Here is a 19,570-nt window from a genome sequence, read left to right on the forward strand (position 1 = left end):
GGCGGGAAGGCGTCAACGGCCCCTGGACCAGGACGGCGCCGGGGCCTTCCGCAGGAGACCGGCCCGGGCCCGGATCGCGGCGGCGGCCTCCGGCTCCTGCTCGCCGGTGAAGGTGACGTTGTCCTCGTAGAGGACCCCCGGCGGCGGGGCGTCGGCGCCGACCGGGTCGGCGTCCCAGAGGTTGCCCCGGTAGACGACGTTGTCCAGCGGCGGCGACACGTGCAGGACGGCCGTGCTGTCGGCCCTGACGACCAGGTTCTCCTCGACCGTCACCCACGCCGCGCCGTAGTCGGTGTAGAGGCCGAAGTTGTACGGCGTGCGCGTGTCCTCGATGACGTTGCCCCGGATGACCGCCCCCGAGTCGTGGGAGTCGCCCTGCGGACCGGCGAGGTAGACGCCTCCCCCGTCGGCCAGCACCTGCATCGTGCCGCTCGTGAGGTTGTTCAGGACGCGGGTGCCCGTGCCGGGCCCGGCGACGATGCCGCAGTGGGGCACGTCGGAGATGTGGTTGTGCGCGACCGTGCATCCGGTCGTGCCGTTCAGCGCGACGCCGGGCGAGCCGGAGAACTCCAGGCCGACGCGGTGGACCCGGTTGTCCTCGACGAGGACCGAACGGCTCCCGCCGACCACGATCCCCCCGGCGGAGAGCGTGTCGAAGTCGCACCCGCGCACCGTGACGTCCTCCGACGCGGAGACGCCGAGCCCGGTGGCGCCGAGCCGGGTGAAACGGCACCCTTCGAACCGCACGCCGGAGGCGTTCTCGACCACCACGCAGGCCGGGATCGTGGCGGGCTCCCGGGGCACCGTGACCGAGGATCCGGCGGCGTCGAACGGGACCGTGTCGATCGGGCCGCCGACATGGAAGCCGCCGCCGTGGTAGTGCAGGAAGCCCTCAGGTCCGCTCGGCCGCAACCAGGTGGCCTCGGCGAACGTCACCCCGAGGAACGTCACACCGCGCCCGCCGGTGACGCGCAGCAGCGTCTCCAGGACCGGCGCGACCACCCTGGTGCGTTCCGGGTGCTCGCCGGGCAGGGGCAGGTAGCGCAGGACGTGCCGCCCGGGGCGTGAGCGGTCCAGGACGAACGTGCCGGGCTCGGTGAGGAAGGAGGCGTCGTTCTCCACCCGGGTCGGCAGGCCGGGTCCCCGTGAGGTCTGGCCCTGCCAGGTGGAGTTGTACAGCTCCAGGGCGCGTCCGAACGCGGGCTGCGCCATGGTGATCACCGTGCCGTCGCCGCCGGTCGTGACCGAGGCGACACCGATGCGGGCCTCGGTCCACGGGTAGACGCCCCGGTGGACGAACTCCACGTCGCCCGGATTGCGCCAGGCCGACGGCGCCGTGCTGTCGGTGGTGTAGCCGGTCTCGGTCAGGGTGATCTCGCCGGGCAGGGCCTCGACGCCCGCCCGTTCGGCCCGCCGGCCGTCCACGTAGAGCTGACGGGTCTCCAGGTCGCCGACGTCGGCCAGCCACACGCCGTCCAGTTCCCGCCAGCCGGTGACGGTACGGCCGCCGCTGAGGACGACCTCCTCCTGTCCGGCGGTGCCGTACCCGTGGGCCTGGTAGGTGACATGGCAGTCACGGCCGTCATGGCCGGGGGCGGCGGTGAGTTCGAGCGGCTCGGTCAGCGCGTACGCGCCCGCCCTGAGCCGCACGACGACCTCGCCGGTCAGGGCGCGGGCCGCCAGTCCGGCACGGCCGACGGTGGCGAACGGGCGTTCCCGCGTCCCCGGGGCGGAGTCGTCCCCGCCGGGGGCGACGAACAGTTCGATCACGGATGTGTCCCCTCAAGGCATGTTTATGGTGTGCACATGGTGTATACCATAAACATGAGGGATGACAAGGCGAACGACCCTGAGCGCACGGTCGAACTGCTGTGGCGGCGGGACGACGCGGAGGCGAGACAGGGGCTGAGCCTGGGCCGGATCGTGCGCGCGGGCATCGAGCTGGCCGACGCCGAGGGGCTGGCCGGGCTGTCCATGCGCAAGGTCGCCGAGCGGCTCGGCTTCACCACCATGTCGCTCTACCGGCACGTGTCCGGCCGTGAGCAGCTCATCGACCTCATGCGCGACGCGGTGATGGGCGAGGACCCGGGCGCCGCGGACGTGGACGAGGACGCGGCGGGGAGGGACGGCTGGCGGGCGAGGCTTGAGGCGTGCGCCAGGCAGGGGTGGGAGCTGCGTCGTCGTCACCCCTGGCTGGCGGAGGTGCGGGGCGGGCGCCACGTGCCCGGCCCCAACGTCATCGCGCACTACGAGCGGATGCTCGGCGTGGTCGCCGAGACCGGCCTGCCCCCCTCCGAGGTGATCGCGGTGGCCGGTCTCGTCGGCAGGTTCGTCGACTCGGAGGCGCTGCTGCTGGTCGAGGCGGCCGAGGCCGAACGGCACAGCGGTCTCAGCGAGGAGGAGTGGTGGGGAGGCCGCGACACGCTGTTCGAGCGGCTGAACGGCTATCCCACGATCGCTCGCCTGTGGGAGGAGGGAGGCTTCGACCGGCCGGAGGACCCCTTCGAGTTCGGCCTCGCCCGGCTGCTGGACGGCATCGAGCTGCTGGTCAAAAATCGTTACGAAACTAGTGACGAAACAGGGGTGTGTGTCGTGTGCGGCACGCCGGTCGAACAACCCGCCTCGGGTCGCCCCAGGGCGTACTGCTCCCCCTCCTGCCGCCAGCGGGCCTACCGCAGACGCAAGACCGACGCCACGTGACGGTGAACCGCGCTCACGTCGCCTCCCTCCTGGGCAACAGGGCCGTCAGCGCCACCAGGACGACCGCGGCCGGGGCACCCCAGAACAGGACGTCCGGGATGGCCGCAGCGGTCGCGGCCAGGCCCGGCGGGGCGCCCTGGACCCGGCGGGCGAGAAGGATCCCGAAGACCGCCGAACCGGCGAGCAGGTAGGGCTTGAACCGGCCGCTCGCGCCGGCGCGCGCGCCGGACAGGAAGGAGACCGCCATGAACGTCAGCACGTAGGGGTTGAGCGCCAGCCCCGCCCGGGTCGCCCCATGCCGTACACGACCTGCAGATACGTGGGCAGGTAGACGACGGATCCACCGAGTAGCGCGCCGAGCAGCGCGGTCGCCGGGAGCACGACGCGCAGGGTGGGGTCGGTGAACAACCGTGGCGGCAGCATCGGGTTGGCCGCGCGGCGTTCCCACCACACGAACAGGGCGGTCAGGACCACCGACGCTCCGCCCGTCCCCAGGATCACCCCCGACGTCCACGGGTAGGAGCGGCCGCCCCACTCGGCCACCAGCAGCAGGCTCACCGTCGCGCCCGCGATCAGCGCGGCGCCGGTCAGATCGACCCTGCCGTCCCCGCCGCTTCTCGGCAGCCGCGGGGCGAAGGCGGTGAGCGCCATGGCGAGCAGGCCGAGCGGCAGGTTGGCGTAGAAGATCCAGCGCCAGCCCCAGGTGTCGGTGATCGCGCCCCCGGCGAGCGGGCCGCCCACACTGGCCAGCGCGAACACGCCGCCGGTGAGGCCCTGGACCCTGCCGCGCAGACGCTTCGGATACAGCTCCGACAACACGATCGCGGGCAGGACGAACAACGCCCCCGCCCCGACGCCCTGGAGGGCCCTGGCGGCGATCAGCTGGGCCATCGTCTGCGCCAGAGCGCACAGCGCGGAACCCACGACGAAGACGGCGACCGCCGTGACGAACACCGGTCGCGGTCGAGGCCCGCACGTAGCCGGGCCGGTACCGATGGAAGCCCTGCCGGGGAACGGGGCCGATCCCGTTTCCCGGCAGGGCGTCGTGTCGCGGCTACGCCGCTACTTCAACTTGATGGTGGCGAAATGGCCGGTGCCGTCGTCGAGCTTCAGCTGGAGCTGACGGCAGGTGTTGGACCAGCTCTTGTCGGTCTTCCAGACGTAGTTGTACTGGCCGCCTCCGTAGCTGATCTTCGAGTTGCCCGGGTTACGGGTCGGTTCGGCCGAGCCGATCGGCTTCCCGGTGTCACAGGCCACCTGCTGAGAAGCCGGATAGCCGGGGGCGAAGACGCCGGTGCCGCGGTCACCGCCGAGGCTGAACTTGATCGGTACGGCGCTGCCCGCCTTGCCCGACATCGTCTCCGGGAAGTAGGCCTGCCAGGGGTAGACGACCTGGTAGGTCACCTTCCGGCTCGCGGTGTTGCCCGCGTTGTCGACGGCCTTGACGGTGAAGTCGTGGAAGCCGACGGAGGAGGTGTCGAGCGGGCCGCCGTCGGGCACCGTGCCGGTGCAACCGGCGATCCCGGACAGGTTGTCCTCGCACCGGTACGACGCGGTCGTGGCCGTCCCGAGCGTGTAGACCGCGCCGTCGGCGGGCCTGGTGAGGGAGATCGTCGGCTTGGTGAGGTCGACGGTCACCTTCACCGCGCGGTCACCGGAGATCGCCACTCCGCGCTCGGTCGCCGTCGCGCCCTCGGCGGTCACGGAGACGTCGCATGTGATGTGCGGGAAGACCGCCTTGAGCTTGCCGCTCGCCCCGGTGACGCCCAGGTCGCGCGGGCCGTTGCCGCAGTCGGCGCGCACCTGCGCTCCGACCAGCGGCTGACCGGCGTCAGAGAGCGCGGACACCGTCACCGCGTTCAGCGCGTTGTGCGCCACCGCGCCGCCCACGACGTCCAGGGTGGTCTGCAGCCGTTCGGGGCTGATGTTGTCCATCGTGTCCGTCGGCTTGTGGTACTGCGGCTCGGTGACGTACGTCCCGCCCGTGGGGCCACAGACGGCCGGCGGGGTCGGCGGCCGGTAGTCGAGCCAGATGAACAGCGAGGACGGGATGCCCACGTCGTAGAACGCCTGGTGGTCGCTCTGCCCGAGCCTGCAGTTGCGCAGGCCGTCGAACCCGACGCGGGCGGCCGACTCGTACGCCTCCTGGACCACGTAGTTCGACTGACCGTTCGGGGTCAGCGCCCACAGCCGGGCGGGCTCGTACGGCGTGCCGACCATGTCCATCTGCCACTCGCCGACGAACCGTGCCTTCTCCGCCGCGGTCAGCGTGTTCACGTACGCCCTGGCGCCGAGGAGACCGCCCTCCTCACCGCCGAAGCCACCGATCCGCAGTTCCTTGTCCAGCGGGTACTGGCTGAGGACCCGGGCGACCTCCAGGGAGACACCGTTGCCCGAGGCGTCGTCGTGGGCGCCGGGCGCGCCCAGCACCGAGTCGATGTGCGCGCCGACCATGACGATGGGCGCGGTGGTGCCGTCCGGGTCGCCGACCGCGGGCCGGATGCCGATGACGTTGGTGCCCATCGGGTTCGCGTACTCGTTCGTCGCGATCGTCAGCGTCAGCGCCCCCTTGGCCAGGAGTTCCCTGAGCCAGGTGCTGTGCGCGCTGCCGCCGCCGACCACCGGAATCCCCGGCTGGGGCGTGGTGAGGGTGAACGACGGCGGTGCGGAGTTGCCGGTCGGGTAGGCCAGGATGACCGCGAGCGCGCCGCGGCTCACCGCGTTGGCCACGGCGGTGTTGCGGATCGTGGCGTTGGTGCTGTAGTCCATCAGCACGATCTTGCCCTCGGTGTCCGCCGGGAACTCGGTGGCGGACTGGCCCGTCCTGGCGTCGACCACCTGGCCCTTCACGCCGGTGTCACCGGTGAACTTCCCGCTGGTCGAGGCGGCCATCTGCCAGTTCGGCCCGCCGGGCAGGTCGGCGTCGGAGGACGTGACCTTCGCGACGCGTTTGGTGGAGACCGGGCCCCATTGCTGGAGGGTCACCTTGAAGCCGTATGACTTCAGGATCCCGCCGATGTACTCCGCGCCCTCCCGCTCCTGCGGGGTGCCGTTCAGACGTGGGCCGATGTCCACGGCGAGGTGCCGGATGTGGTTGACGGAGTTGGCCGAGTCGAACCGGTCGACGATCTCTTTGTCGTAGTCCGGTAGCGGCGCGTCCGCCGTCGCGGGTGCCGCAGCCGTCAGGTTCGAACCCGGCAGTGCCTGAAGCTGTACGCCACCGGCGGACGCCGGAACGGTCCCGAGGGACAACGCGGCCGCCAGGCCACCGATGACGGTCAGTCGCTCAAGTCGCCGAGGTCGTCTGAGTGAACTCCTCACGGAGAACCTCCTGGTCATGGCGGACGTGAAAGTCCGCATGGCGTCCCCACCCTCTGGGCCCTCCGGGGTGCGGAGGGTGAGGACAAGGTTGGCGATTAGTACCAGGCGGGCAAACTAAGGGTCAAGGGTCGCCTCGCTCGCGCCCCGGAGGAGCCGCGTCCCGCGGACGGGACCGTTCCACGCGGCTGAGAAGAAGGCGACGTCCGGAGAATCGGCCGTCCTCGCGGAAACGGCGGAGAGGTCCTCCTTCGGCGGAGCCGGTTTCGTGAGATAAGGGCGGCCGTCGCATACCGGCACCTGTCAAGCCCGGCGGGCATGACCGGTGCGCACCGGGCCCGGGGCGATTCGACATGCCCCGACTGTTGAATAATTGCGTTTCTTGTCTCGTTTGCCGGAATTCTTGTCCGTGGTTTCGCGGGGCAGTGGCCAGGACCGGCCCGCTCGGGAACCATCCGGGCTCGAGGGCTCGAGAGGTTCGGGAACGCGCCTCGGCGCGGCGAGCCGGTTCGCGGGCGTTCTCGATGACCGGGCGGTGTCCACTCCGATCATTCGGCCGCCCGTCCGGTGTCAACCTCCCCGGACAGCGCGGGTAAGGGACCGTGCGCCTTTCCTGGACGGCGGTTTCCAGCCGTGGCCGCCCCGGCGGCGGCACTCCCCTTCTCCCTCGAGAGCCCGGATCCGCCGGAGACGCCCCCGCCGCCCACCGAGAATCCCACCGAGAATCCCACGGTGCTCACGACCGACCGGGGTGACCGGGTGGGTGATGGGGGTATAAGCGCGATTGGCCCCCCGGCTTCGATCTCATCTCGACCGTGGGGGACCTGTGGCAGACGACGGCAACCGGAAACAGCAGCAGCTCGACCAGTATCGGGTGGACTCGGCGGACACCCGGTACACCACCGACCAGGGCGTCCGTGTCGACGACACCGACAACTCACTGTCGATCGGCGAGCGTGGCCCGACCATCCTGGAGGACTTCCACTTCCGGGAGAAGGTGATGCGCTTCGACCACGAGCGCATCCCGGAGCGGGTGGTGCACGCCCGCGGTTCCGGCGCGCACGGCGTCTTCCAGGTGTACGAGTCCCTGGCCGAGTACACCTGCGCCGACTTCCTGTGTGACCCTTCGCTGGTCACCCCGGTCTTCGTGCGCTTCTCCACCGTCGCCGGCTCGCGCGGTTCGGCCGACACGGTGCGCGACGTGCGCGGGTTCGCCACCAAGTTCTTCACCCGGCAGGGCAACTACGACCTGGTCGGCAACAACTTCCCGGTGTTCTTCATCCAGGACGCGATCAAGTTCTCCGACTTCGTGCACTCGGTCAAGCCCGAACCGCACAACGAGATCCCGCAGGCCCAGTCGGCGCACGACACCCTGTGGGACTTCGTGCAGCTGCAGCCGGAGACCATGCACATGATCATGTGGCTGATGTCGGACCGGGCGATCCCGCGCAGCTACCGGATGATGCAGGGCTTCGGTGTGCACACCTTCCGGCTGGTCAACGCCGAGGGGCGGGGCACCTTCTGCAAGTTCCACTGGCGGCCCAAGCTCGGCACCCACTCGCTGGTGTGGGACGAGGTGCTGCGCATCCAGGGCAACGACCCCGACTTCAACCGCCGTGACCTGTGGGACGCCATCGAGAACGGCGACCACCCCGAGTGGGAGCTGGGCCTTCAGCTCGTGCCGGAAGAGGACGAGCACAAGTTCGACTTCGACCTCCTCGACGCCACGAAGATCATCCCGGAGGAGGAGGTGCCGTTGCGGGCGGTCGGCAAGCTGACCCTCAACCGCAACCCGGAGAACTTCTTCGCCGAGACCGAGCAGGTCGCCTTCTGCACCGCCAACGTGGTGCCGGGCATCGACTTCACCAACGACCCGCTGCTGCAGGGCCGCAACTTCTCCTACCTCGACACCCAGCTGCTCCGTCTCGGCGGTCCGAACTTCCAGCAGATCCCGATCAACAGGGCGGTCGCGCCGGTGCACAACGACAACCGCGACGGCTTCCACCAGCACATGATCCACACCAGCCGGACGAGCTACTCCAAGAACTCCATCAGCGGGGGCTGCCCGGCGACCGGGGTGCTCAGCGGTGACATGACCGGGGTCTTCCGGCACTACACCGAACGGGTCGAGGGCGAGAAGATCCGCAAGCGCAGCCCCAGCTTCGGCGACCACTACAGCCAGGCCACGCTGTTCTGGAACAGCATGGCCCCCTGGGAGAAGGACCACATCGTCAAGGCGTTCCTGTTCGAACTCGGGCACGTCGAGCGCCGCTACATCAAGGAGCAGGTGGTCGAGCGGCTGACCAACGTCGACACCGGACTGGCCGCGCACGTGGCCGCGGGGCTCGGCCTGCCCGCGCCGGCGGCCAAGGGCGCCAACCACGGCAGGTCCTCCCCCGCGCTCAGCCAGGCCGACCAGCCCTCGTCCCTGGCCACCCGTAAGATCGCGGTCCTGGTGAGCGACCACACCGACGCCGAGGCGCTCTACCCCGTGATCCAGGAACTGGAGAACGGGAAGGCGGTCTGCGACGTGGTCGCCCCGCACGAGGGCATGGCCGGGCCGTTGTCGGTCGACAAGCAGGTCAGCGCGGCCTCGTCGGTGCTGTACGACGCGGTGCTGTGCACCGGCGGTGAGGGGCAGGCGGACGACGGCCACGCCGTACAGTTCGTCCGCGAGGCCTTCAAGCACGGCAAGGCCATCGGTGTGCTGCCGGACGGCGAGGCCCTGTTGCGAGCCGCCGCGCTGCCCGGCCGTCAGGGAGTCGTCGAGGCCTCAACGGGAGACGACTTCGTCCGGCGGTTCGTCGACGCCGTCGTCCGGCACCGGCACTACGACCGCGACGTGGAGTCCTTCCCCGCCTGAGCGGGAGAGGTGACACTCCGGCCTTCGTGCCGGATTCCGAGCCGTCCGCCTGCGCGGGAACACGGCGAATCTCTCGGCGTCGGTGACGACGCCGAGAGATTCGGCGGGCTTCGTCATGATCCGTGCCGTACGGAGCTTCTGTCGGTCCGGCATGCCAAAGTGGCCCATGACGACTTTCGCCCAGCTTCGCAAGACCGCGCTTTCCCTCCCCGGGACCGCCGAGCAGGGTGACCGCCCCGGCGTGATCGCGTTCACCGTGCACGGCAGACCGTTCGCCTCGACGGGAGAGAACGACCACGTGCACCTTCACCTCTCCGCCACGGAGGCGGAGGAGGTCCTCGCGGCGTACCCGACCGCGGGTCCGCTGTCCCACGACGGGACGCCGGCCGGTGTACGTGTCCCGCTCGCGGACATCAACGGTCAGCAGCTCAACCACTGGGTGCGCCGCGCCTGGTTCTCCCACGCGCCGCGACAGCTCGCGCGGCAGGCCGCCGCCGGAGAGACGGCGGTCGCCGGTGAGACCGGAGACCTGCCCAAGGCCATCGGAGGGCCCGCCACCCGAGCGCTCGCCGGCGTCGGCATCACCACTCTCGCCCAGGTCGCCGAACTGACCGAGGCCGAACTGACGGCGATGCACGGAGTCGGGCCGAAGGCGGTCCGCGTTCTCGGCGAGGCGCTCAGGGCGGCCGGGCACGAACGCGGGAACTGACCTCACCGGAACACACCGAAAGTCCCCGGCCGGAATCCGTCCGTCCCGGACCGGCGGACCGACTCCGGTCGATGGGCAAAAAACCGCAGACCTCGCTTTGGCCTTACCTCTGCGCCCTCGGCGGTATCGCCTCCGTGACGACACTGGAGCCACCGGCCATCCATGGCCAGGCCGCGTCCCAGGAGACCTTCGGAGGGTACGGCATGCCTTACGTGACCACGCGCGACGGCACAGAGATCTTCTTCTACGACTGGGGCAGCGGGCCGCCGGTCATCTTCATCCACGGCTGGCCGCTGAACGCGGACGCCTGGCAGGACCAGCTGAAACTGGTCAAGGACCACGGCTTCCGGGCCATCGCGCACGACCGCCGGGGACACGGCCGCTCAAGCCACCCCCACGACGGCTACGACTTCGACACCTTCGCCGACGATCTCAACGACCTCATCAACAAGCTCGACCTGCGCGACGTCACGCTGGTCGCGCACTCCATGGGAGGCGGGGAGCTGGCCCGCTACATCGGTCGGCACGGCACCGACCGCATCAGTAAGGCCGTGCTGCTGTCCGCGGTCCCGCCGCTGATGCTCAAGACGGACGACAACCCCGAGGGCACCCCCCAGGAGGTGTTCGACAAGATCAAGGCCGGTATCCTCGCCGAACGCTCGCAGTTCTGGAAGGACTCCGCGGAGGGCTTCTTCGGCGCCAACCGGCCCGGCAACAAGGTGACGCAGGGAAACAAGGACGCCTTCTGGCTGATGGCCATGGCCGAGAACATCGAGGCCGGGGTGGTCTGCGTGGACGCCTTCTCCGCCACCGACTTCACCCAGGACCTGAAGAGGTTCGACATTCCCACCCTGATCATCCACGGTGACGACGACCAGATCGTGCCGATCGCGGCCTCGGCGGACAAGTCCTCGAAGCTCATCCCGAACTCGACCTACAAGGTGTACAAGGGCGGCTCACACGGCATCGCGCTGGTGCCGGGTTCCAAGGAGAAGTTCAACGCCGACCTGCTCGAATTCCTGAACTCCTGACCCGCGGGTGGTGCCCGTCCGCACGACGGGCACCACCCTCACGGCGGGCCGGCTCAGCGGTCGGTCCACAGGTGCCAGAACACGTCGCCCTCGGAGCAGGTGTAGTGCCCCCAGTGCCCCCGGTCGATCCCGCCCTGGCCCGCGGTCACGCACCTGGCGTGGCTCGTGAACCAGTCACGGTAGACGTCGTCCCCGAGCGCCTGCACGGCGGTGCTCTCGGTCGCGGTGGTGGCCTGTGCCGGGCCCGCGGTCAGCAGGCAGGCGGAGCCCAGCACGGCGGCGGCCAGCGCCACCGGACGGAACCTGGTCGTCATGTCGTCTCCTTCGCTTGTCTTCGCACGCCGTACGGCGGTGCCCGTCGCGGCGGACCGGGCGACGTGACCCGGGATCCCGCGCCCAGGGCCGTGAGGTCGCGCGCTCCGGTCACTCATAGCGTGGTGGAGGCCGCCGACACGCCGGTCACCCGCCGGTCACGCGCACCGCTCCTTCGCGGGCCCGCACGCGACACCTTGCGAGCGGAGGGTAATGATGTGATTACAATTCGCTGTGAAAGGGTTGGGTTTCGAGTTCAGGATTCTGGGGCCGGTCGAGGTCCTGCACCACGGCAACCGCCTGACCATCCGAGCGGCCAAGCTGCGCACCCTGCTCGCGGCGCTGCTCCTGGACGCCAATCGCGTGGTCACCGTCGAGACGCTGATCGAACGCGTATGGGGGGACGACGCCCCGGACGGCGCCCGCAACACGCTGCAGAACTACGTGCTGCGGCTGCGTCGTCTGCTGAACGGGGCGGGGTGGGAGTGCCCGCTGACGACGCATCCGAGGGGATACGCGATCGAGCTGCCCGCCGAAACGCTGGACCTGCACCGTTTCGACGCCCTGGTGCGCCGCGCGCGGGCGGCCGCCGCCCTCGAGGAGACGGAGCAGGCCGCCACGCTGCTTCGGGAGGCGTTGCGCCTGTGGCGCGGAGAGGCCCTCGCGGACATCGGATCAGAGGTCATACGCCGTGACGTCGTCCCCGTGCTCGACGAACGCAGGCTCGACGCCCTTGAGCTTCGCATCGAGGCGGACCTGGCGCTGGGACGGCACGAGGACGTGCTGGCCGAACTGCACGGGCTGACCACCGCGCACCCGCTCAGGGAGCGACTGTGGAGGCAGCGGATGCTCGCGCTGTACCGGTCGGGACGCCGGGGCGAGAGCCTGCGCTGCTATCACAACGCCAGGGACGCGCTGGTCGAGCAGCTCGGCGTCGATCCAGGCGATGAGCTGCGTGAACTGCACCGGCGGTTGCTCACCGCCAGCCCCGCGCTGGCCTACGTCAGCCCACCGCGGGTGCGCGGCAACCTGCCCGCCGAGGTGACGACGTTCGTCGGCCGGGCACGTCAGCTCGCCGACATCGGGCGCCTGGTGAGAGGAAACCGGTTGGTCACCCTGACCGGGGCGGGCGGGGTGGGCAAGACCCGGCTGGCCCTGCGGGCGGCGGCCGAGCTGTCCGGGGACTTCCCCGACGGGGTGTGGCTGGCCGACCTGACCGCGTTGCCGGAAGGGCGGTCACCGGAGCACCTCGTGGTCCAGGCGCTGAGAATCCGCGACCAGTCCGCGCGCCTCCCCGACGACGTCCTGGCCGACTTCCTGCGTGACAGGCGGCTGCTGCTGGTGCTGGACAACTGTGAGCACGTGGTCGCCGCGGTCGGCGCTCTGGCCGACACCCTGCTCAGGGCCGCCCCCGGCCTGCGGATGCTGACGACCAGCAGGCACCGGCTCGGCCTGCGCCACGAGCACGTGCTGGTCGTGCCCCCGCTCACCCTGCCGCCCGTGGCCGCCGCCGCGTCCCGGGGGCGTCCGCTGACCGGCTACGACGCGGTGGCGTTGCTGGTGGCGCGGGCCGCGGCGGCGGCGCCGGACTTCCGTGTCACCCACGACAACCACGACCTCGTCGTCCAGCTGTGCAGGCGCCTGGACGGCATCCCGCTGGCCATCGAACTGGCCGCCGTACGGCTGGGCACGCTGTCCATCGCGGAGATTCTGGAGCGCCTCGATGACTGCTTCCGTCCGCTGGGCGGCGACACCCGGGCCATGCCCCGCTACCACCGGACGTTGTGGGACGTCATCGACTGGAGCCACGAGCTGTGCACCGAGCCGGAACGCCTGCTCTGGGCGCGCCTTTCGGTCTTCTCCAGCGGGTTCGACCTGGAGGCGGCCGAAGCCGTGTGCTCCGGCTCGGGCATCGCCCGCCGGGACGTCGTGGATCTGCTGGCGAGCCTGTGCCACAAGTCGGTCCTGCTGGCGCGGACCCAGGGTCTCCGTACGCGCTACCGCCTGCTGGAGACCATCCGTCAGTACGGCGGGCGAAGACTGGCCGACATGGGCGCCGAAGCCCGGCTGCGGCGGCTCCACCGCGACCACTACCAGAGACTGGTCGCCACCGCCGCCACCGACTGGTGCGGCGCCCGCGAGGTCGAGTGGCTGTCCCGGCTGCGGAGGGAGCTGCCCAACCTGCGGACGGCGCTGGACTTCTGCGTCACCGAGCCGGGGCAGGCGGACAACGGCCTGGAGATCGCCGTCAACCTCACCCGCGTCCGGTCCTGGTTCTTCACCAGCACCATCGGTGAGGGCCGCCACTGGCTGGAGCGCACCTGCGCGCTGTCCGCGCCCGGCCCCCGGCGCACCGACGCGCTGGCGATGCTGAGCTGGGTGGCCCTCCTGCAGGGCGACCACCGGCTCGCCGAGAAGCATCTCGCCGAACACCACACCCCGGCCTCGCCCGTCGCCACCTACCTGGAGGGCGCCCACGCGATGCTCACCCATTCCGACGCCGGGGCGATCCCCGTGCTGGCGCGGGCCAGGGACATGTTCCGGCGGGCGGGTGCCCAGGGAGACGCCCACATGGCCACCATGCTCTGGGCGATGGCCTGCGCCTTCCTCGGCGCCCCGGACATCGCGCGCGCCGCGGGAGACGCCTACCTTGAGGAGGCCGAGGCGAACGGCGCGGCCTGGGCCCAGTCATGGGCACTGTGGACGCTCGGGCTGAGCAGACTGCGGCTCGGCGACACCGTCGCGGCCATCGAGCTGCTGCGCGACTCCCTGATCCGCCAGCGCGACATCGACGACCGCTGGGGTCCCGTCTGGGGAGCGGAGGCGCTGGCCTGGGCCGTCGCCGCCGCCGGGCAGTACCACCGGGCCGCCGAACTCCTCGGCGCCGCCCGTCATCTGCGCCAGGCCGTGGGCGTCGGCCTCATCACCCTGCGACCCTTCCATGAAATGCACATCGAGGCCGTACGGCTGGTGCGTGGCAACCTCGACGCCCGTTCCTACGCCGCGGCCCTCGAACGGGGGGCCAGGACCGAGGACGCCTCCCCGTGGCCGTCCTGCCTGGTCGAGGCCCTGGAAAGGCACGGGGTGGTTCACACCTCCTCGGAGAGCGAGGCGGCCCGGTGACGGTCGCCCCGCCTCGGCCCCGGAGGTCTCGCGGGGTCTTGAGACAGCGGCCGTCGAGACCTCCGGCATCCCCGGCCTCCTGCTTCCCGGAGTGGTGACCGACCTGATTGACTCCCTAATATTCCCTATCATTCCCTATAAAAGGGATGTTAAGGTGATTTCAGGGAATCGTGATTCCCCTCCTCGTCCGGTGTGAGAGCGCCCGGCGGGGTGGGGACGGCACATGACGAAGGAGAGGTCACATGAAGGTCATCGTCGCGGGCGGTCCGGGTGACGGCGGGCGGGCGCCGAGGCGCACCGGAGCGGCGGTCGGGCCATGACCGCCATCTACCGGACCGAGGACGGCGGGCGGCGCATCCGCGAGCGGTACGTCCAGGCCCTGCGCACCTGGCCCGTTCCTTACGAACACCGGAGGGTCCCGACCCGCGAGGGAGAGACCTTCGTCGTGGTCTCCGGCCCCGAGGACGCGCCGCCGCTGGTGCTGTTGCACGGCTCGGGCACCAACGCGGCCATGTGGGTCGTGGAGGTCGCCTCCTGGGCCGAGCACTTCCGCGTCCACGCCGTCGACATGATCGGTGAGCCCGGCCTGAGCGCCCCCTCCCGTCCTCCGCTGGACTCCGAGGCGTACGCCCTCTGGCTGGACGACGTCCTGCGGGAACTCGGAGTGTCGAGGACGTCCGTGGTCGGCGCCTCGCTCGGCGGCTGGCTGGCGCTGGACTACGCCACCCGCCGCCCGGACCGGGTGGAGTGCCTGGCGCTGCTGTGCCCCGCCGGAATCGGCAGGCAGAAGTGGGGCTGGGTGCCGAAGGCCGTACTGCTGAACCAGTTCGGTCTCCGGGGGCGGCGCAAGACGCTGGAGCTGGTCGCGGGGCTCGACATGACGGGTTCCGAGGAGTTCCTTGAGGGGATGGCCCTCACCTTCCGGCAGTTCCTCCCCCGTAAGCGGTTGCCGGTCTTCTCCGACGACACGCTGCGGAACCTGACCATGCCCGTGCTGGCCGTCGTCGGTGACCGTGACGTCATGCTCGACTCGCAGGGCACCGTCCGGCGCCTGAACGAGACCGTCCCGCACGCGACGGTTCGCCTGCTGCCGGGAGTCGGGCACTCCGTCGTCGGCCAGCGCGAGGTCGTCCTCGCCCATCTGCGGCGGACGTCCACCTCACGGTGAGCTCCTCACGGTGAGATCGAGGTGACGGGCGTGTCGGTCCTTCTGTACGGCCGTGCCGCTCGGGAGCGTTTACGGCACCCGAGGACCACGACCACGACGGAGCGCACCGATGTCCCTGCCCGCGCACATGTACGCCGCACACGTCACGGGCCCCGGCCCCGCTGAGGCCATCCGCTACGACCGGATACCGGTGCCGGGCATCGGCCCCACCGACGTCCTGGTGCGCGTTCGGATGGTCGCCGCCGATCCGGTGGACGTCTTCGTGCGCTCGGGCGCCTACCCCACGCCCATGCCGTCGCCGTTCGTGATCGGCCGGGACCTGGTCGGCGAGGTGGCCGCCGTGGGACCCGGCGCGGCCGGCTTTTCCCCGGGGCGGCCGGTGTGGTGCAACAGCCTGGGGCACGCCGGCCGGCAGGGCTCCTTCGCCGAGTACGCCGTGGTCGCCGCCGACCGGCTGTACCCGGTTCCACCGGACGTCGACGAGGCCGACCTGGTCGCGGCCGCCCACCCGGCGGCGACCGCGTGGCTGGCCCTGTTCCGGCATGGGCGGCTGCGGGCCGGGGAGAACGTCCACGTCGGCGGTGGGGCGGGCAACGTCGGTTCCGCCGCGGTCGCCCTGGCCGTGGCGGCGGGGGCGCGTGTGGTCGCCACCGCGCGCCCGGAGGACTTCGCCTCCGTCCGCGCGCTGGGCGCCGCCGAGGTCCTCGACTACCGCGACCCGGACCTGGCCGACGGCCTGCGTACGGCCGCGCCCGGCGGCTACCGCGTGTGGGTGGACACCTCGGGGCGCGGGGACCTGGCCGCCGGGGTCGGTCTTCTCGCCCACGGCGGGCGGCTGGTGGTGATGGCCGGGCTGCACGCGACCCCGGCGCTGCCGCTCGGCTCGCTCTACACCCGGGACGCCGCCGTCGTAGGGTTCGCGATCAGCAACGCCTCCGTCGCCGATCTCGCCGACGCGGCCGGCGGCGTCGTCTTCCTGCTGCGCGAGACCCGGTGGCGTCCCCGCGTCGCCGAGCGGCTCCCGCTGTCACAGGCCGCCCAGGCACACCGCAGGCTGGAGACGGGAGACGTCGACGGCAGGCTCGTGCTGTACCCCTGAACTCCTCCCCGCCTGAAGCCGGAGCGCTACGGACAAACCCGGTAGAAGCGGCGGTCACCGCGCCACGGGCCCCGGCGAGGAGCCGTAGTGGGCGGCGATGGAGTGGAAGGCGGCCTTGGGTTCCCACGGCTTCTCCGGGTCCTCGTGGACCTTGACGACGCCGTAGCTGGCCAGGTCCAGATCGTCTCGGGGGTCGCCGCCGGGGCGGTGCGGATGGTCGTGGAGCGCGAAGGTGAACACGAAGGCGCTGTCCACGCCTCCGGCGTCGAAGACCTCAAGCAGTTCACGCACGTACGCGGCCTGTCCGGCCTCGTCGCGCTCGTACTCACCGTTCAGCCGGAGGGGCGCGCGGGTGGCGGGGTCGTACTCGACGACCTCCAGGCCGAGGGCTCCCCGGTCCCCCGCACCCCGGTAGCTCGCCGCGCCGAACTCGGTGATCGCGACCGGCTTGCCCTGCGCGACGAGCCCGTGGACACCGGCGGCGAACCGGTCGGCGATCTCAGCCGACCGGTAGAGGTCCACCGACATGACGTCGAAGAGCGCCCAGTCGACACGCTCGAGCGGAACGGAGGCGTAGGTCACCTTTCCGCCGAAGCGTTCGCGGACGAGCGCGACCGCTTCGGCGAGGAAGTCGTTGACCCGCGCGCCGACCGTGCCGAGCTGCTCGCGCACCTGGTCCGGCCTGCTCAGCAGCCCGACCCGCTCGTCGATGCTGTCACCGGGCAGGAATCCCTTGTTCATCAGGCAGAGCTCGGCGCCGGTGACGAACACGACCTCGGCTCCCCTCAGCCGGAGCCGCTCCGCGCGTTCGGCGCAGTCGGCGAACAGCGACAGCATCTCGTCGGCGGTCAGTTCGAGCGGGTACGGGGAGAACCAGACCTCGAGGCCGAGGTCGGCGGCGCATTCCGCGGCGAGTTCGATCCGTTCGGGGTCGCCGCCCATGACGCGGACCGCGGTGCAGTTCAGGTCGTCGCGGATGGCGCGCATGTCACGTCTGACGTTCTCCGCGGCGAACCACCGGTGACCGATCGTTCCGTTGACGACGAAGCCGGTGTCATAGCTGATGCCCTTGGCGCGCATGTGTCGGGCCTTCCTCTGGAGGGAGTTTTTAAGGTACTTCAAGTACCCTATTTGTGATGAGGGGGAGACGGCAACAAGGATGGGAGGGCACGACCGGTATCGACTGCGGGAAGGGCCATGACAGAGGACGCGGCAGGGAGGACCAGGAGGCGTGGGGCCGCCCTGGAGGAGGCGATCCTGAGCGCCGCGGCCGACGAACTGGCCGAGGCCGGATACTCCGGGCTGACCATGGACAGGGTCGCCGCGCGAGCCGGGACCAACAAGAACGCCATCTACCGCCGCTGGCCGAACCGCCTCGCGCTCGGCGTCGCCGCCTACCGGCGGCTGACCACGACGGTCTCCCCCGACGACACCGGTGACCTTCGGGGTGACGTTCTGGCACTGCTCCGCCAGGCCAACCGCTACTGGAGCTCCCCGCAGGGTGCGATCCTGCGGGAGCTGTTCGCCGCGGCCGGAGGCGCCTCGGAACTCCTGGAACAGTTGCAGGACCGGTCCGGTGACGCCGCCGCGGCCCCGTGGCTGACCGTCCTGGAACGCGCGCTCGCGCGCGGCGAGGTGGCCCCCGAGGCGCTCACTCCACGGGTCGCCACCGTGGCCATGGTCCTGCTGCGCAACGAGTTCGTCGTGCGCGGGGTCCCCACCGCTCCCGACGACGTCCTCGTCGAGATCGTCGACGAGGTCTACCTTCCCCTGGTACGGCGGCGCGCCCCGGCCCGGAACTGACCTCGCGCACGCCCGGGTGTCAGCCGGCCTTGGGCGGGTCCTGTGGCTGCGCGTGCTGCAGCTGGACACAGCATTCACCGGAGCGCGGGGCGAGAACCGCCTGAACGGCTCCGGCCTGCAGTCCTTGCAGGTATCCGGTGAGGAAGGCGTGGTTCATACCGCAGACGAGGTCGGGGGCCTGGGCGGCGAGAGGGTGGAAGGGGCAGTTGCGTAGCCGTAGCCGGTCGGGGGCCTCGCGGGCGGGCTCGAAGCCGTGCTGGTTGAGCATCTGCTCACACAGGGTCAGGCCGCGTTCGGCACCGATCCGGCCAGGCCGCAGGCGCGCGCGGTCCTGGCCGCCGAGTTCGTCGCCGTGCTGCCTGGCCGTGCGTATGGCGGCGGTCGCGGCGGTCTCGTTCTCGCCTTCGGCCAGGACGGCCCGGAGAAGGAGACCGGCCAGCAGCTCGTGGCGGCGGTCGGGGATGCTGACCTGGATGGGGCTGTCGGTCGGCTCGTAGAGCTTGGGCTGCCGGCCGACTTTGCGCAGGCCGGTCGGTGACGCATGCCGGGTGCGGAGCAGTCCGGCGTCGACCAGCTTGTCCAGGTGGAACGCGGCGAGTTTGCGGGAGATGCCGACGTCGGCGGCGGCCTCCTCGCGTGTGACGGGCCGGCGGGCACGGCGGATGAAGGCGAAGATCTGCCGCCGGGTGCCTTCGCCGAGCACGCTGATGGAGTCGAGCGCGGCGTCCGCCGGAGAGACCGGCCGGCTCATGTCAGAGGTCACACCTTCACGATAACGCCAGCGCGCGCTGTCGGACGATGGGCGGAGGCCTTTCTCGTCGGCATCGCTTGACCGCCACTCCTAATAAGACCAAAATCCATTGGTGAAAAGGAGGTGGTCATGACGACCCGGCCACACCAGGCCAAGCAACCGGTCAGCGCCACGCTCGCCGGTCCGTACGGACACCCGTTCCATCCCATGCTGGTCACGATCCCGATCGGCGCCTGGGCGGCCGGCCTGGCCTTCGACATCGCCTCACAGTTCGTGGCGGATCCGCGCTTCCTGTCCCAGGGAGCGATGTGGCTGATCGCGATCGGGGTGGTCGGCGCCCTGGGCGCGGCCATGGCCGGCTTCCTGGACCTGTTCGCCATCCCCACGGGCACCCGCGCGTTCCGGCTGGCGCTGATCCACATGACGCTGAACCTTCTGGTGACCGTCGCCTATCTCGGCAATTTCCTGTGGCGGTACTCCGAGGCCGTCACCGGCGGCGTCCCCGCCGGGCCGATGGCCCTCAACGCCGCCGCCTTCCTGACCTTGGCGGTGGCGGGATGGCTGGGCGGCAGGCTCTCCTACCGCTACGGAGTCCGGGTGGCCGACGAGGAGACACAGGCCGAAGGGTTCGCACCCGCGGGCCGTACCCACTGACAGCATCGGTCGCCGCACGGCCCCCGGGGCGGCCACCAT

Annotated in this window: 16 protein-coding genes; 9 read left to right on the top strand and 7 right to left on the bottom strand. The window is 70.8% G+C overall.

Annotated features, from left to right (window positions below; genetic code table 11):
• Positions 1-12: 12 nt before the first annotated feature.
• The gene (locus ACFYY8_RS34840) at positions 13-1,770 is read right to left on the bottom strand and encodes a right-handed parallel beta-helix repeat-containing protein (RefSeq protein WP_390048470.1); all 1,758 of its coding nucleotides are present in this window, start codon (positions 1,768-1,770) and stop codon (positions 13-15) included.
• A 54-nt stretch (positions 1,771-1,824) separates the two neighbouring features.
• Here ACFYY8_RS34840 and ACFYY8_RS34845 point away from each other — a divergent pair, with 54 nt between their 5' ends.
• A complete protein-coding gene (locus ACFYY8_RS34845; RefSeq protein WP_390048472.1) occupies positions 1,825-2,700 on the top strand; it encodes a TetR/AcrR family transcriptional regulator in 876 nt (291 codons plus the stop codon).
• Positions 2,701-2,713: 13 nt separating this feature from the next.
• On the opposite strand, the gene ACFYY8_RS34850 is transcribed toward ACFYY8_RS34845, so the two are convergent.
• The 3 genes from ACFYY8_RS34850 to ACFYY8_RS34860 form a co-directional block, all read right to left on the bottom strand.
• Positions 2,714-2,959: a hypothetical protein gene (locus tag ACFYY8_RS34850; RefSeq protein WP_390048474.1), complete on the bottom strand. Its 246-nt coding sequence runs from the start codon at positions 2,957-2,959 to the stop codon at positions 2,714-2,716.
• Complete coding sequence (locus ACFYY8_RS34855; RefSeq protein ID WP_390048476.1) at positions 2,953-3,654, bottom strand: MFS transporter; 702 nt, start codon at positions 3,652-3,654, stop codon at positions 2,953-2,955. The genes ACFYY8_RS34850 and ACFYY8_RS34855 overlap by 7 nt, the downstream gene beginning before the upstream one ends.
• Positions 3,655-3,762: 108 nt before the next feature.
• Positions 3,763-6,021: a PxKF domain-containing protein gene (locus ACFYY8_RS34860; RefSeq protein WP_390048478.1), complete on the bottom strand. Its 2,259-nt coding sequence runs from the start codon at positions 6,019-6,021 to the stop codon at positions 3,763-3,765.
• 823 nt (positions 6,022-6,844) lie between these two features.
• On the opposite strand from ACFYY8_RS34860, the gene ACFYY8_RS34865 reads away from it, so the two are divergent.
• The 3 genes from ACFYY8_RS34865 to ACFYY8_RS34875 all read left to right on the top strand — a co-directional run bounded on the left by ACFYY8_RS34865 (position 6,845) and on the right by ACFYY8_RS34875 (position 10,621).
• Positions 6,845-8,881 carry a catalase gene (locus tag ACFYY8_RS34865; RefSeq protein ID WP_390048481.1) on the top strand — a complete coding sequence of 679 codons (2,037 nt, stop codon included), beginning with the start codon at positions 6,845-6,847 and terminating at the stop codon, positions 8,879-8,881.
• A 166-nt stretch (positions 8,882-9,047) separates the two neighbouring features.
• Positions 9,048-9,590 carry a hypothetical protein gene (locus tag ACFYY8_RS34870; RefSeq protein ID WP_390048484.1) on the top strand — a complete coding sequence of 181 codons (543 nt, stop codon included), beginning with the start codon at positions 9,048-9,050 and terminating at the stop codon, positions 9,588-9,590.
• A gap of 203 nt (positions 9,591-9,793) precedes the next feature.
• Positions 9,794-10,621: an alpha/beta fold hydrolase gene (locus ACFYY8_RS34875; RefSeq protein WP_390048486.1), complete on the top strand. Its 828-nt coding sequence runs from the start codon at positions 9,794-9,796 to the stop codon at positions 10,619-10,621.
• Between the two features lie 53 nt (positions 10,622-10,674).
• Here ACFYY8_RS34875 and ACFYY8_RS34880 read toward each other — a convergent pair whose 3' ends face one another.
• A complete protein-coding gene (locus ACFYY8_RS34880; RefSeq protein WP_390048488.1) occupies positions 10,675-10,935 on the bottom strand; it encodes a hypothetical protein in 261 nt (86 codons plus the stop codon).
• A 241-nt stretch (positions 10,936-11,176) separates the two neighbouring features.
• Here ACFYY8_RS34880 and ACFYY8_RS34885 point away from each other — a divergent pair, with 241 nt between their 5' ends.
• The 3 genes from ACFYY8_RS34885 to ACFYY8_RS34895 all read left to right on the top strand — a co-directional run bounded on the left by ACFYY8_RS34885 (position 11,177) and on the right by ACFYY8_RS34895 (position 16,323).
• Positions 11,177-14,056: a BTAD domain-containing putative transcriptional regulator gene (locus ACFYY8_RS34885; protein ID WP_390048490.1), complete on the top strand. Its 2,880-nt coding sequence runs from the start codon at positions 11,177-11,179 to the stop codon at positions 14,054-14,056.
• Positions 14,057-14,372: 316 nt separating this feature from the next.
• Positions 14,373-15,224 (top strand): alpha/beta fold hydrolase, encoded by an 852-nt coding sequence (locus ACFYY8_RS34890; protein WP_390048492.1) that lies wholly within the window; start codon positions 14,373-14,375, stop codon positions 15,222-15,224.
• Between the two features lie 109 nt (positions 15,225-15,333).
• Positions 15,334-16,323, top strand: a complete 990-nt coding sequence (locus ACFYY8_RS34895) for an NADPH:quinone reductase (protein ID WP_390048494.1) — start codon at positions 15,334-15,336, stop codon at positions 16,321-16,323.
• Positions 16,324-16,377: 54 nt separating this feature from the next.
• Here the strand turns inward: ACFYY8_RS34895 and ACFYY8_RS34900 are convergent, their stop codons facing one another.
• On the bottom strand, positions 16,378-17,403 hold the full coding sequence (locus ACFYY8_RS34900; protein ID WP_390048496.1) for a hypothetical protein: 1,026 nt from the start codon (positions 17,401-17,403) through the stop codon (positions 16,378-16,380).
• A 117-nt stretch (positions 17,404-17,520) separates the two neighbouring features.
• On the opposite strand from ACFYY8_RS34900, the gene ACFYY8_RS34905 reads away from it, so the two are divergent.
• Positions 17,521-18,126 (top strand): TetR/AcrR family transcriptional regulator, encoded by a 606-nt coding sequence (locus ACFYY8_RS34905; protein WP_390048498.1) that lies wholly within the window; start codon positions 17,521-17,523, stop codon positions 18,124-18,126.
• Positions 18,127-18,145: 19 nt separating this feature from the next.
• On the opposite strand, the gene ACFYY8_RS34910 is transcribed toward ACFYY8_RS34905, so the two are convergent.
• Positions 18,146-18,889: a helix-turn-helix transcriptional regulator gene (locus ACFYY8_RS34910; RefSeq protein WP_390048500.1), complete on the bottom strand. Its 744-nt coding sequence runs from the start codon at positions 18,887-18,889 to the stop codon at positions 18,146-18,148.
• A gap of 117 nt (positions 18,890-19,006) precedes the next feature.
• Here ACFYY8_RS34910 and ACFYY8_RS34915 point away from each other — a divergent pair, with 117 nt between their 5' ends.
• Entirely contained in the window at positions 19,007-19,531 is a 525-nt protein-coding gene (locus ACFYY8_RS34915; protein WP_390048502.1) for a DUF2231 domain-containing protein, read from the top strand.
• The last annotated feature ends 39 nt before the right edge of the window (positions 19,532-19,570 follow it).

This window comes from Streptosporangium sp. NPDC001559 (assembly GCF_042893955.1).
Classification (GTDB): domain Bacteria; phylum Actinomycetota; class Actinomycetes; order Streptosporangiales; family Streptosporangiaceae; genus Streptosporangium.

Bases quoted from the DNA above. Each gene is read 5' to 3' on its own strand.
- ACFYY8_RS34845 (WP_390048472.1), top strand. From the start codon at position 1,825: ATGAGGGATGACAAGGCGAACGACCCTGAGCGCACGGTCGAACTGCTG.
- ACFYY8_RS34870 (WP_390048484.1), top strand. From the start codon at position 9,048: ATGACGACTTTCGCCCAGCTTCGCAAGACCGCGCTTTCCCTCCCCGGG.
- ACFYY8_RS34875 (WP_390048486.1), top strand. From the start codon at position 9,794: ATGCCTTACGTGACCACGCGCGACGGCACAGAGATCTTCTTCTACGAC.
- ACFYY8_RS34880 (WP_390048488.1), bottom strand. From the start codon at position 10,935: ATGACGACCAGGTTCCGTCCGGTGGCGCTGGCCGCCGCCGTGCTGGGC.
- ACFYY8_RS34890 (WP_390048492.1), top strand. From the start codon at position 14,373: ATGACCGCCATCTACCGGACCGAGGACGGCGGGCGGCGCATCCGCGAG.
- ACFYY8_RS34895 (WP_390048494.1), top strand. From the start codon at position 15,334: ATGTCCCTGCCCGCGCACATGTACGCCGCACACGTCACGGGCCCCGGC.
- ACFYY8_RS34900 (WP_390048496.1), bottom strand. From the start codon at position 17,403: ATGCGCGCCAAGGGCATCAGCTATGACACCGGCTTCGTCGTCAACGGA.
- ACFYY8_RS34905 (WP_390048498.1), top strand. From the start codon at position 17,521: ATGACAGAGGACGCGGCAGGGAGGACCAGGAGGCGTGGGGCCGCCCTG.
- ACFYY8_RS34915 (WP_390048502.1), top strand. From the start codon at position 19,007: ATGACGACCCGGCCACACCAGGCCAAGCAACCGGTCAGCGCCACGCTC.